12 protein-coding genes are annotated in these 13487 nt (G+C 48.7%); 8 read left to right on the top strand and 4 right to left on the bottom strand.

Features of this window, described 5'->3' with window-relative positions; translation table 11 throughout:
• The first annotated feature begins 214 nt into the window (after positions 1-214).
• The 5 genes from panB to FVR03_RS15495 all read left to right on the top strand — a co-directional run bounded on the left by panB (position 215) and on the right by FVR03_RS15495 (position 4432).
• Positions 215-1033, top strand: a complete 819-nt coding sequence (gene panB, locus FVR03_RS15515) for a 3-methyl-2-oxobutanoate hydroxymethyltransferase (RefSeq protein ID WP_147922677.1) — start codon at positions 215-217, stop codon at positions 1031-1033.
• 174 nt (positions 1034-1207) lie between these two features.
• Complete coding sequence (locus FVR03_RS15510; protein WP_187270182.1) at positions 1208-1885, top strand: RluA family pseudouridine synthase; 678 nt, start codon at positions 1208-1210, stop codon at positions 1883-1885.
• Between the two features lie 156 nt (positions 1886-2041).
• Positions 2042-2803 carry an acyl-CoA desaturase gene (locus FVR03_RS15505; protein ID WP_147922676.1) on the top strand — a complete coding sequence of 254 codons (762 nt, stop codon included), beginning with the start codon at positions 2042-2044 and terminating at the stop codon, positions 2801-2803.
• A gap of 149 nt (positions 2804-2952) precedes the next feature.
• Positions 2953-3879: a UbiA family prenyltransferase gene (locus FVR03_RS15500; protein ID WP_147922675.1), complete on the top strand. Its 927-nt coding sequence runs from the start codon at positions 2953-2955 to the stop codon at positions 3877-3879.
• 79 nt (positions 3880-3958) lie between these two features.
• Entirely contained in the window at positions 3959-4432 is a 474-nt protein-coding gene (locus FVR03_RS15495; RefSeq protein ID WP_147922674.1) for a hypothetical protein, read from the top strand.
• A 210-nt stretch (positions 4433-4642) separates the two neighbouring features.
• Here the strand turns inward: FVR03_RS15495 and rho are convergent, their stop codons facing one another.
• A complete protein-coding gene (gene rho, locus FVR03_RS15490) occupies positions 4643-6562 on the bottom strand; it encodes a transcription termination factor Rho (protein ID WP_147922673.1) in 1920 nt (639 codons plus the stop codon).
• A 283-nt stretch (positions 6563-6845) separates the two neighbouring features.
• Here rho and serS point away from each other — a divergent pair, with 283 nt between their 5' ends.
• Positions 6846-8120, top strand: coding sequence for a serine--tRNA ligase (gene serS / locus FVR03_RS15485; RefSeq protein WP_147922672.1), 1275 nt, complete (start codon positions 6846-6848; stop codon positions 8118-8120).
• Positions 8121-8262: 142 nt separating this feature from the next.
• On the opposite strand, the gene FVR03_RS15480 is transcribed toward serS, so the two are convergent.
• Complete coding sequence (locus tag FVR03_RS15480; protein ID WP_147922671.1) at positions 8263-8679, bottom strand: hypothetical protein; 417 nt, start codon at positions 8677-8679, stop codon at positions 8263-8265.
• A 132-nt stretch (positions 8680-8811) separates the two neighbouring features.
• On the opposite strand from FVR03_RS15480, the gene FVR03_RS15475 reads away from it, so the two are divergent.
• The gene (locus tag FVR03_RS15475; protein ID WP_147922670.1) at positions 8812-9753 is read left to right on the top strand and encodes a TraB/GumN family protein; all 942 of its coding nucleotides are present in this window, start codon (positions 8812-8814) and stop codon (positions 9751-9753) included.
• Positions 9754-9792: 39 nt separating this feature from the next.
• Positions 9793-10263 carry an RNA polymerase sigma factor gene (locus FVR03_RS15470; RefSeq protein WP_147922669.1) on the top strand — a complete coding sequence of 157 codons (471 nt, stop codon included), beginning with the start codon at positions 9793-9795 and terminating at the stop codon, positions 10261-10263.
• A gap of 311 nt (positions 10264-10574) precedes the next feature.
• On the opposite strand, the gene FVR03_RS15465 is transcribed toward FVR03_RS15470, so the two are convergent.
• Positions 10575-11552, bottom strand: a complete 978-nt coding sequence (locus tag FVR03_RS15465) for a glycosyltransferase family 9 protein (protein WP_147922668.1) — start codon at positions 11550-11552, stop codon at positions 10575-10577.
• 66 nt (positions 11553-11618) lie between these two features.
• The gene (gene polX, locus FVR03_RS15460) at positions 11619-13322 is read right to left on the bottom strand and encodes a DNA polymerase/3'-5' exonuclease PolX (protein WP_147922667.1); all 1704 of its coding nucleotides are present in this window, start codon (positions 13320-13322) and stop codon (positions 11619-11621) included.
• Positions 13323-13487 lie beyond the last annotated feature (165 nt).

The following is a 13487-nucleotide window of genomic DNA, read 5'->3' as shown; positions in this document are numbered from 1 at the left end:
AATTACAAAAACCAGGTGATAATAATTCTAACCAGCTGAATATGTTTTAGTTATAGTTGGACACTAATGAATTTAAAGTTTAAACATTATTTTAATCAGGCTGTTTCCATACAGGCGCATTGGCAACAGCTTCCAGCGCTTTCTATTTTGCAAAAAAAAGCCAAACAAGCTCTCAGATTTTTTTACATTTACAGCATCAAAAACAGGTAAAATTATGTCAGTTCATAAAAGTGAGGCAAAAATTATAACTACCCACCAACTTCAGAACATGAAAGAGCGTGGCGAGAAAATCTCTATGCTTACTGCCTACGATTTCTCGATGGCGACCATTCTGGATGCAGCAGGAGTAGATGTGCTATTGGTAGGAGATTCTGCCTCTAACGTAATGGCCGGACACGAAACAACCTTGCCCATTACACTCGACCAGATGATTTACCATGCGGCATCGGTGGTCAGAGGCGTGAAAAGGGCTTTCGTGGTCGTCGATTTGCCGTTTGGCTCTTACCAGGGCAACTCCTCCGAAGCCCTGCGCTCTGCCATCCGAATTATGAAGGAATCTGGCGGGCATGGTGTGAAGCTGGAAGGTGGTGCTGAGATAAAAGAATCGGTTACGCGTATTTTAAGTGCCGGCGTGCCGGTAATGGGGCACCTGGGGCTAACGCCACAGTCTATTTACAAATTTGGCACCTACAGTGTGCGCGCCAAAGAAGACGTAGAAGCTCAGAAACTGATAGACGATGCACAGCTGCTGCAGGAACTGGGTTGCTTTGCCATTGTACTCGAAAAAATACCATCGGAGCTGGCCCGTAAAGTGGCCGAAAAACTTCATATCCCGATTATCGGTATTGGTGCCGGACCACACGTAGACGGGCAGGTACTGGTGGTGCACGATATGCTGGGCATCAACAAAGAGTTTAAGCCACGTTTCCTGAGGCGCTACGCCGACCTGCACACCATTATGACGGATGCCGTTTCTAATTATATCGCAGACGTTAAAAGCAAGGATTTCCCAACCGAAAAAGAAGCTTATTAAAGACACACGGCTTTTACTGGCACAAGCTGTTCCCTGAGCATTCCATAATTTCTAATTTTGAATTTGGCGCAGCCTGTAATTATTCGAATGAAAAGGGCCTTCCGAAGGTAAAATGCATAAAATAGCTCAAGGGTCTGGATATTTGAGTTTTTGCTATAGAAAAAACAACTTCCTATGCTGGATGTACTTTATGAAGATAATCACCTGCTGATAGTCAATAAACCGGCTGGTTTGCTGGTACATGGCGATGAGACAGGTGATGTGCCGCTGGCGGAGGTAGCAAGGGAGTACATCAGGGAGAAATACAATAAACCAGGCAATGTATTCATCGGCGTGGTGCACCGCCTCGACCGGCCTGTGAGTGGCGTGGTGCTGCTGGCCAAAACCTCGAAGGCGCTGGCTCGCATGAACGAAATGTTCAAAAGCAAAAAAATGCAGAAAACATACTGGGCGCTGGTGCAAAACCGGCCGCCACAGGAGAGCCAGACACTAGTACACTGGCTCGTAAAAGACAGTGAAAAGAACGTAACCAAAGCCTTTGCCAAAGAAAACCCAGCCGGCCAGCGCTCCGAACTTTCGTATAAGATGCGGAGCCACCAGGACGAGAAGTACCTGCTAGAGGTGTACCCGATTACCGGCCGGCCGCACCAGATACGCGTACAGCTGGCCTCTATGCGCTGTTCTATTATCGGGGACCTGAAATACGGTGCAAAACAGCCTTTACCAGACAAAAGTATTGCACTGCACGCCCGCCAGCTGGTTTTTGAGCACCCAACACTTAAGTCAGAGGTAAAAGTGATTGCTCCACCACCAAAAGCCCCTATTTGGGCACCGTTCAGAGCCCTGCAATAGCTACTGTACCTCCCTCATTCAGAAAATGATTTTCGTCACTTTCTGAACTTTTATTGCCCCCAGAATATTTAACTTAAAAAAACGTGTTGTAAATTTGCAACCTACGGAGCATCGTATCCTAATAAAATCTGCATTTCATAGACCTAATTTTAAATAATGGCAATTCTCATTTTCTTTGTGGTACACTGGTACCTCTCTCTGTTTGTTCAGACGTTTTACCTGCACCGGTACTCTGCCCACAAAATGTTTACGATGGCTCCCTTCTGGGAAAAAGCGTTCTACCTGCTCACTTATATTGCCCAAGGATCTTCGTTCCTGTCGCCAAGAGCGTATGCTATACTACACCGCATGCACCATGCCTTCTCCGATACAGAACAGGACCCACACTCTCCTCACTTCTCCAACAATGCATTTACCATGATGTGGAAGACGAAGGAAATTTACAACAACGTACTCAATAACCGTGTGGAGCCAGAACGTCGCTTTGACGGTGACTACCCGGTATGGGGGTTTGTCGATAAAATTGGCGATACTTGGTATTCCCGCATTTTCTGGGGCACCTTCTATGTGCTGTTCTACATAAACTTTGCTACCCAATGGTGGATGTACCTCTTACTGCCAATCCATTTCCTGATGGGCCCGGTACACGGCGCTATCGTAAACTGGAGCGGCCACAAGTACGGCTATCAGAACTTCGATAACAATGACAAATCCAGAAACTCGCTTTTCTTCGATTTCCTGACAGGTGGCGAACTGTTCCAGAACAACCACCACAAACTGCCAAACCGTGTAAACTTCGGGGTGAAGTGGTGGGAAGTTGATCCAACCTGGCCAGTTATCTGGACACTGAACAAGCTCAACATCATTAAACTGAAGCCTGTAAAGGAAACCAGTAAAAAATCAAAAGCAGCAGCATAAACAAAGAAGCCCTTCCTAGCCGGAAGGGCTTCTTTGTTTATAACCGGACACTTTATAATCGATTTTCAAGAAAGGTAAAGTATGCTATAATCAACTTTCGGAATATGACGTAGACCAGAAAAAGCCTATAACCATATTTAAGCCTGAACATGCCGTCATCAGACCACGCTACAAAAGCAGCAGCAACATTGCCTGCTACCCGCTCGGGCTATAGCAGTGCGCTAACCCTTATGCGGATTCCGTTTTCGGCTTACCTGATGCCTATTTACTGGTTCGCGCTGAGTACGGTTACAGGGTACGACCTTTGGAGGGCAGTGGCTGTTTTTCTGGTGCTGCATGTGTTGGTTTACCCTGCCAGCAATGGCTACAACTCTTACTGCGACCGCGATGAAGGCAGCATTGGTGGCCTTGAGCGGCCACCCAAAGTAACACGCGAGCTTTTTTACCTGGTCATTCTTTTTGATGTACTAGCTGTGGCGTTGGCAGTCTGGCTATCGCCGTTGTTTGGAGCCTTGGTGGCAGCCTATTTGCTGGTTTCAAAGGCATATAGCAACGATTCGGTGCGACTTAAAAAATACCCGTTGCTGAGTACGGCAGTTGTTACAGTGTTTCAGGGGGCGTTTACGTACGCCATGGTGCAGGTAGGGCTGGGATTTTCGGTGGAGGAGGTGCTGCAAACTCCGAACAGTTGGTATGCCGTGGTAAGCACCCTTTTCCTGTGCGGCTCCTACCCCCTCACCCAGGTATACCAGCACGAAGAAGATGCCCATCGTGGCGATAAAACACTGAGCCTGCTACTCGGCATAAAGGGCACATTCCTATTTGCGGCAGTGAGTCTGCTTACCGGCACTACCCTGCTCCTCTCGCTGTACCTGCTGGCCGGGCAGATTCAGAATATCGTTATTTTTCTGCTCTGTACAGGGCCCATCGTTTATTTCTTTCTAAGTTGGGTACTTCGTGTGTATAAAAACCGTAGCGAAGCAAATTACAAGAACACTATGCAGATGAACAAAATATCCTCTCTCTGTATCAGTCTGGCCTTTATTTCCATCATAGTAGTCCACACGTTTTTCTGATACCGAAAGGTTTTTTATTTCCCGGCAGATTTTCGCGTAGTAACTTATAGATGATGTTATACCCTTACCTCTATATACCATGAAACTGCTGTACATTTCTTTGGCAGGCCTTGCCGCCACCGCCGCCATGACCGCTTTTATGTACCTGCTCACGGTCCTGACGAAGCGGGTTATGAAAATGATTAAGATTCTGGGCACCATGCTTACCAACCAGACGCAACCTGATGGCAGCCTCTCCGGCAGCATCAGGGCTTCAGTAACAGGCACAGTGGTGCATTATGCCATTGGTATTTTGTTCGCCATCGGGTATCTGGCGCTCTGGGACTCTGGTGTAGGAGCGCCAACTGCTGCCTGGGGGTTTTTACTTGGCCTGGGGCATGGTCTACTGGCCATGGCTGGCTGGTATTTTTATTTTATGCTGCACCCACAACCTCCGCTCATAGCGCTGCGCCCTTTTCTGCTGTCGCTAATTTTTGCGCACACCGTGTTTGGCATCGTCGCCAGCTATGTATTTTACCTGCTTGCCCACCCCGCCCATTCATTCTGGCGCTAAACCCTTGACTCTAAAATGAGATTTTAGCTTTGGAAGGCCAATATCATTAGAATAATTTAGATGTGAGTAGTTTTCTTATAAAGAAAAAGAACCGGGCCGCCTGCTCTAAGAAGCAAACGGGCCGGTTCTTAATATTATTACATAATCATCAGACTTAACAACTCAGAAAGTCCTGAGTCTTGTATCCTGATACTTATGTCTTATAACAAATTAACTGTTCATCGAAATCAGGAATTCTTCGTTGCTCTTGGTGCCGGTCATTCTGTCTTTCAGGAATTCCATAGCTTCGATGGCGTTCATATCTGACATGTATTTGCGCAGAATCCAAACGCGGTTCAGTTCGTCTCGGTCCATGAGCAGGTCTTCTCGGCGAGTACCGGAAGCAGGCACATCGATAGCAGGGTACACACGCTTATTGGCCAGCTTACGATCCAGCTGAAGCTCCATGTTACCGGTACCTTTAAATTCTTCAAAAATAACCTCATCCATTTTAGAGCCTGTGTCTATCAGGGCAGTGGCTATAATGGTGAGCGAGCCACCGTTTTCTACGTTACGGGCAGCACCAAAGAAGCGCTTCGGCTTGTGCAACGCGTTGGCATCTACACCACCCGACAATATTTTGCCAGACGACGGAACTACGGTGTTATAGGCACGAGCCAGACGAGTAATAGAGTCGAGCAGGATAACTACGTCGTGTCCGCACTCTACCATGCGCTTTGCTTTATCTAGCACGATACTCGATACTTTTACGTGGCGCTCGGCTGTTTCATCAAAAGTAGAGGCAATTACCTCGGCCTTTACGCTACGTGCCATATCGGTTACCTCTTCAGGTCGCTCATCTATGAGCAGGATCATGAGGTAAACTTCCGGGTGATTTTCAGAGATAGCATTGGCTATTTCTTTCAGCAACACGGTTTTACCTGTTTTAGGCTGTGCCACAATCATACCACGCTGGCCTTTACCGATAGGGGCAAAAAGGTCCAGAATTCGGGTTGAAAGCTGGCTTGGCCGACCAGTTAGTTTAAGGCGCTCGTCGGGGAAAAGCGGTGTAAGGTGCTGGAACGGAATGCGGTCACGTATTTCCTCTGTTGTTCGTCCGTTAACAGTTTCAACCTTCAGCAGGGCAAAGTATTTCTCTCCTTCTTTCGGAGGGCGAATCTGTCCTTTTACCGTGTCGCCGGTTTTAAGGCCGAATAGCTTTATCTGCGATGGCGATACATAAATATCGTCGGGGCTGGCCAGGTAATTATAGTGGGTAGAACGCAGGAAACCATACCCATCTTGCATGAGTTCAAGTACCCCTTCGTTTATAATTATTCCGTCAAACTCTTTAAAGTTACTAGTGCTGGCGTTTATCTGGTTCGGCCGACGCTGGTTGTTATCGCCTCCACGGTTATCGCTTCGGTTAAAGTCGCGTGGCTCGCGGTTATCCTGGCGGTTGTCGTTGCGGTTTTCATTTCTTTCCGGGCGCTGCTCACGGTTATCGTTGCGCGACTGGTTTTCATTTCGCTGCTGATTTTCATTCCGCTGCTGGTTGTCGTTGCGCTGTTGCTGCTCTGGTCGTTCCTGGCGTTGCGGCTGTTCGGCACGTGGCTCAGAGCGCTCTGCACGGGGCTCGGCTGTGGCTTGCTCTACGTTATCGCGGCGTGGTTGCACGCGTTCTCTCTGCTGCGGACCATGATCTTTGGCTGGTGCTTTGGCAGGCACAAACAACTGTGGCTGCGATTCGGTACGGGCAGCTGCGGGCTTGGCTGGTTTGCGGGCTGCAGGAGCTGCCTTGGCTGGAGCAGGTGCAGCTTTGGCTGGTGCTGCCTTTGCCGGAGCCGGGGTTGGCGCAGCTTCAGCAGCCGGTGCTGGCGTTGCTTCAACAGCCGGAGCTTCTGCGGCTACAGGAGCAGCAGGAGTGGAAGTTGTATTTTCAGGAGCAGTAGTTTCTTCTGGGGTAGCAGCGCTGGGGGTCTGTTTGATCTTTTTTGGCAATTTTTCGGGAGGGGTAACGGCTTGCTGGTCAAGGATCTTATAAATCAGGTCTTGTTTACTCAATTTCTTGAAATTTTTAACACCCAGGTCTTCAGCAATTTCCTTGAGCTCTGAAAGAAGCCTATCTTTCAATTCTTCAATATTGTACATAAATAATGGTATGGTAGTTAGCTTAACTTGCCAGGAACGCTTGTGCGGACGCAGCGAGAGATTTTAAATTAGACTAGGAAAAAGGTTCGGTTGTGAAAGAGTAAGTGAGGCTCAGGATACGCGCCTTCTCAATTTGTAACGCAATGTTATCGCAATACAGCTTAATTTACAAATATTACCGTGTTTTTTATCTAAAATGTTTCAAGTTTTGCCTAAAAGATTTCAGAAAGGCAGCATACTACTCAAAAAAGTATATTTTTGTACCACTATTAACCGACAAACGATGCTACAGCTAACCGTTTTAAGAGAGCAGACAGACCTGGTAGTGGCAGGTTTGAACAAGAAAAACTACAAAAATGCTGCCCAGGAGGTAGCCGCATTGCTGGAGCTAGACCAGCAACGCCGCCAGGTACAAACCGAGCACGACGATACACAGGCTCAGGCCAACAGCCTATCGAAAGAGATAGGTGTGCTGATGAAAAATGGCGAACGCGAAAAAGCCGAATCGTACAAAGCCCAGACCTCAGAACTGAAGCAAAAGGCCAAAACCCTGGCTGAACAGCTGACCACTTTTGAGGAAGAAGTACAAAAAGCCCTTTACAAGCTCCCCAACCTGCCGCACGAGAGTGTGCCTGCCGGCAGATCGGCTGAAGACAACGAGGTAGTGCTGGAGCACGGGGCTATTCCGCAGCTGCACGAAGGAGCGCAGCCGCACTGGGAACTCATCCAGAAGTACGACATCATCGATTTTGAGCTAGGTAATAAAATTACCGGAGCAGGTTTCCCGGTTTACAAAAGGCAGGGGGCACGGCTGCAACGGGCACTTATCAACTTCTTTCTGGATGAGGCCATGAAGGCCGGCTATATGGAAGTGCAGCCTCCTATTCTGGTAAACGAGGCCTCCGGTTACGGCACCGGCCAGTTGCCCGACAAAGATGGCCAGATGTACCATGCCACCGAAGACAATTACTACCTGATTCCTACGGCAGAAGTACCGATTACGAACATGTACCGCGACGTAATTGTGCCGGTAGAGCAGCTGCCTATTAAGAACACCGGCCATACCCCCTGCTTCAGAAGAGAGGCTGGTTCGTGGGGAGCCGATGTGCGTGGCCTTAACCGCCTGCACCAGTTCGACAAAGTAGAGATTGTACAAATTACGCTACCTGAAAAATCATATGAGGCGCTGGAAGAAATGAGCAGCTATATACAAGGGCTGCTGCAGAAGCTGGAGCTGCCTTACCGGGTACTGCGCCTTTGTGGTGGCGACATGGGCTTTACCTCCGCCCTCACCTACGACATGGAAGTATACTCCGCCGCCCAAGGGCGTTGGCTCGAGGTTAGCTCTGCCAGTAATTTTGAGACCTACCAGGCCAACCGTCTGAAGCTTCGCTACAAAAACGAGAACGGCAAAACACAGCTGCTGCACACCCTGAATGGTAGCGCACTGGCACTGCCCCGCATTGTAGCCGCCATACTCGAGAACAACCAAACACCCGAAGGCATCAACATGCCCAAAGTGCTGCACCCGTACCTGGGTTTTGAGAAGATTTCCTGATTGCTGGTTGTTAATTGATGATTGCTATAAAGAGATAGAGCCGTTGAAAAAGATCAGCGGCTCTATCTCTTTTATCGTTACTCAGGAAGATTCACGTCAAATTCCAGGCAACAATCATCAATTAACAACTAGCAACCAGGAATTACCCGAACTGCTCCAGGTACTGCTGATACTGGTTTTTGAGTTTATATTTTTTCAGGATAGAGGTGTTTACTTCCTCCAGTTGCTGCTCGTTCAGGCTTTGCTGTTGCAGCAGGGTCAGGAGTGGTTTTTGCTCATCTGCCTCTACCATGCCTTCGCGGAGCGTAATTTCTTCGTAAGCCAGCAAAAATTCGGGTGTAAGCAAGAGCTTGTTTTTCTGGATGGCAATATACCCGGCAGCAATAAGCTTCAGGAAGGCATCCTGTACCTCCTGCAGGCTGAGCACAACCCCCTCCAGGGCATCGCTCATCAGCAGCACCTCCTGTAGCGGAGCACCTCCCTCTCCGCCTGTCGCCAGCAACAGGGCTTCCAGAAGCTGCACATCTGTGTCTTGCCAGGTCAGGTTATAGTTTGGCATAAAGCATTGTGTTCAAAAAAATAAGTAAAAAACTGCTACTATTGTTCAAATTAAAAGCAAATTGATACATATTGTTCAAAATTGCAAACATCCCTTTTTTATCTGGCCTTTTGTCTGAAAAACTCTGTTAAAATGAAATCAAAACTCCTTCTTTGCCTTTTTCTGCTGACCAGCTTACTGTGGCAGCCAACCTTTGCCCAGGCCCGGAAAGCAAAAGAGCGCCAGGCCAGCAAAACGGCTCCGGCAACTACAGCCGTTGCCAACTCGCTTTTATGGGAAATTAGCGGCAACGGCCTTAAACAACCTTCTTACCTTTATGGCACCTTTCATTTACTGAACGACAGCTACCTAAGCACCACTCCTGAGGTAAAGCAGCATTTCGAGCAAAGCAAGGCAGTGGTAATAGAGGCCGATATCGACTCATCTAAAGTTATGCAGCTGGCCGGCTACATGGTGATGCCCGAAAACAAACTTTCCGAACTTTTAAGTGCGGAGGAGTACCAGTTGGTGGCAACAGAGACCAAAAATGTTCTGGGTTACGACCTGGCCATGCTCGACCACATGAAACCTGTTTCGCTCATGCTGCTGCTCTCCGTAACCGAGTACAAAGACCTGGAGGCAGTTAAAAAATTCGAAGACGGGCAGGCACTCGATATGTATTTCGCAAGTCAGGGGCGCAGCAACAATAAGAAGATGTTTTACCTCGAAACATTGGAACAGCAAATGCAACTGCTCTACGACCACCACTCTCTGGACCAGCAGGCACAACAGCTGATAGCGTTTGTAAAGTCTAAAGACTATGTTTTAAATTCGCAGGAAGAGCTAACCAACCTCTATTTCAACAAAGATTTGCAAGCTATGGTAGCTGCCTCGGAGGCATACAGCAAAAAGATGGGCGAGGAAGATATGGCCTACATGCTCGACGACCGGAACAAAAACTGGATGACGCAACTCCCCCAGATACTAAAGGCGCAGCAAACCTTTATAGCCGTAGGCGCCATGCACTTGCCCGGCAACAACGGCCTTATTAAACTGCTGCAGAACGCAGGCTACACCGTTAAACCACTCCAGTAACCAATGCACCCTATGCCTGCTACTACGGAATAGGACTTCCTGCACCTACAACTAGATGCCGGCATTATTCATAAGGTAATCAGGCTTTATGTAGACCATCCGGAGGACCGGAAAGATTTATATCAGGAAATAATAGGCCAGGCCTGGAAATCGTTTGGCGCTTATAATGGAGAGGCAAAGTTTTCTACCTGGCTTTATCGTGTAAGTGCCAATACGGTGCTGCTCTACCGCCGGAAGCCTGTACATAAAAATCACTCACTGGAGGAGCTGGGCCACCTGGAACCCAACTCCTCCGGCGAAGGCCCCAGCGAACAGTCGTTGCTACTGCTGGCAGCTATTAAGCAACTACCCGAGACAGACAGGCTGCTCATGTCGCTGCACCTGGACGGCTACGCAAACGAAGAAATTGCCGACGTTAGCTTTTGGTATACAAAAAAACAAAACAATAAAAATTTTAACCCTTACCTGCAGCAGCTTCATGGTAATATTCAAACAGTGAAAAACATTTAGCATACCTTGAGTTGCCCTCCTGAAAATGAATAGGAGAGGTCACACAAGGTAAAGCAGTCTATGAAAGGATGCTTTTATTCAACAAATTCCGGACTACATGCAAGCTGCTCCTTTGGTAACAGGTCTACGACAAGGTGCACTAAATGATATGGGACCTTGCCTTACTGGATCAGATGCAGTTATTCAGATGAAAATAGTCTTCCGAAGGTATTTTCTGTTTCGGATGCTGTTACCTGATGAACTTATCCGGAACTGGTTTAGATGTATGTTATGCACTTTGTCGTACCCTCGTAATAACATGAAGGTAGCTGCTACACTGCCAGATCATCAAACGAAATAGCACGCATACACTTAAAATGGCCCTGGGGGCACTTGCTATAGCCTATTTTGGAGCATGGGCGACAGCTCAGCCCCTGTACCTCCAGCACCTGAAATTTCGTGCGGAAGGGGTACATGCCAAACTCGGGAATAGTATTGCCCCACACGCTGATGATGTCTTTACTAAAGGCTGCCGCTATGTGCATCAGGCCGGTATCGTGGCTCACGATCTGCTCCGCCTGCCGCACCAGCGAAGCCGATTGGTTAAGGTTATACTTGCCACAGGCGTTGTAGACAATGGTAGATCCAGCCTGTTCTTGTGTATGGAAGAGCGCAGCTATTTGCTCACCGGCAGCATTGTCTTCTTTACCTCCCAACAACACAACAGGGGTGTTTAAGTGCTCACATAACTCTATGATGCGCTCCGTTGGCAAACGCTTTGTGTAGTGTTGTGCACCTATGGCAAAAGCTACATATCCTCGCCGAAATGGCTCCGGCAACGCCTCCAGCGCCACTTCATCTTTAGCAGGAATGAAATAGTCCAGACCAAGGCCATCGTCTTTCACGCCGAGCGCTGTGGCTGCTTCGAGGTAGCGCTCTACAATGTGCATGTTGGGCAGGCGGTTGCGCTTAAAGTTCACCATCAGCCACTTCTCGTAGTTCAGCTTGTTAAAGCTCCTGCTCGGTTTGCCCAGCCTGAACTTGATTATGCGGGTGCGGAGGTTATTATGCAGATCTACCACATAATCGAAGTTCTCTGCTTGTAGTCCCTGCACCAGCTCTTTCAGGCTGCTTTGCAGCACATGCACCTTGTCTACGTAAGGGTTGCTCTCCAGCATGCCTTTAAAGCCCTGTTTTGTACAGAAATGCACCTCCGCCCCCGGCACCTGCTGCTTTATGCAACGGATTACCGGTGTAGTGAGCACAATATCACCGATAGAAGAGAAGCGGAGGATGAGTATTTTGGGCATTCGTTTATTTCTGATTGTCCATGTTCAAACAAATTTGATAGTGCTCTTAAAAGGTACAATTAGCACCTACCCTATCCGCTCCTTTCGCTCTCTGAAATACGCCTCTACCTCCTGCACCGATTTGGCATTAAAAGTCATTTCTTTCGTGAGGCCTCCTTTGCGGCCCATGTACACGCCGTAGCGCATGTCGTGGTAGCCGCTCGTGTGGTGGGCATCGGGGTTTATGCTGAGCATAACGTTCTGCTCCAGCGCGTACTGCACCCATCGCCAGTCCAGGTCGAGGCGCCAGGGGTTGGCATTTATTTCGATGATTACCTTATTAGCAGCACAGGCATCTATCACCGCTTTATGATCGATTGGGTACCCTTCGCGGCGCAGCAGCAGGCGGCCCGTCGGGTGGCCAAGCATGGTAGTGTACGGGTTCTCGATGGCCGTGATGAGACGGGCAGTAGCTTTCTTCTCATCCATGTTGAGGCTGCTGTGGATCGAGGCCACAATAAAGTCGAAGCTAGCCAGAATATCCGGATCATAATCAAGAGAACCATCGCCCAATATATCAGATTCGATGCCTTTAAATATTTTGAACGGCGCCAGCTTTTGGTTCAGCTCCTCTATCTCCTTGTGTTGCCGCAGCACGTCGCCTTCGCGCAGGCCACCCGCGTAAGAGGCTGTTTTGGAGTGGTCGCAGATGCCAAGGTACTCGTAGCCGAGGTCGCGGCAGTAGGTAGCCATCTGTTCCAGCGTGTGCGCACCATCGGAGTAGGTGCTGTGGTTGTGCAAAATACCTTTCAGGTCGTTGAGATCGAGCAGTGTAGGCAGCTTGTTTTCCTGGGCCAGTTGCAGCTCGTTGGTTCCTTCGCGTAATTCCGGCTCAATGTAGGCCAGTCCGGCCGCTTTGTATATAGCTTCTTCTGAGGCAAAATTTTCGTTCCGGATATAGCTGATCAGACTTTTGCCTTCGCTGAGAGGTTGAGTAAGATGCCCAAGGGCCGCCGACTGCAGCAGCACCTCACCGGCAAACTGATCTGCGGAAACAAGCTTTATTTCGGTAGTGAGGCTGGTGAGGCTATGGCTGCCGCGCCATACTTTTGGCCCAGACTGCCGCACATCTTGCTGCAGCACCTCCAATCCGCTTATTTTTTCGGCAACTGCCACAGGGGCATCGGTTGCCACTACAAACTGCAGCTGCTCTACAATTTCAAGTTTGCGCCGCAAAGCCCCTACCAGTTCTACCTGCGCGTCGGGTAAGGCATCTTGTATGGCCTGCAGCAGCTCCAGGGCACCTGGCTCGGCTTCAGCATACAGTTTTTTGCCACGGTTCTGCTGCGTAAACAGCAGCGCCTGCCGAATATTCTCCTGGGTTTTAGCACCAAAGCCTTTCACTTTGCTCAGCTTATTCTGCTCACATGCCTCCAACAGTTCTTCTACAGTTTCGGTGCCTAGTTCCTTCCAGATTACCCGCACTTTTTTGGGACCAATGCCTTTTATGCGCAGCATCTCCACCACGCCAGGAGGTGTGGCAGCCAGCATTTGGTCTAGTTCAGCAAAAGAACCTGTTTGGTTAATTTCTACTATCTTGGCAGCAATGCCTTTGCCAACACCATTTATTCGCTCCAGGTCTGCTTGCTGCTTCCCTGCCAAAGGCTCCTCTACCAGTTCCAGTGCCGCTACGGCATTGCCATAAGACCGTATCTTAAATGGGTTCTCGTCGTGCAGCTCCATGAGCTCAGCCGTGAGCTTAAATAGCTTTAGTATATTTTTATTTTCCAAAGTCAGGGTCCGGTTGTTACTACAAAGATAACAAAAGCCCCCGTACCCGCCAGAGCTAATCATAAGGCAGCACTTAAGTTAAGCTTGTGCGCAATCGCCCATTCAAAATTTCGCCGGAACAACCAGTAAACTGGTAAGCCATTTAACAAGCAGCAATCAACTGCA

Source organism: Pontibacter qinzhouensis, from assembly GCF_008017455.1.
In the GTDB taxonomy this organism is placed as follows: domain Bacteria; phylum Bacteroidota; class Bacteroidia; order Cytophagales; family Hymenobacteraceae; genus Pontibacter; species Pontibacter qinzhouensis.
Note: the sequence above shows the minus strand (reverse complement) of the source record. Positions and strands in the feature narration are given on the sequence as shown.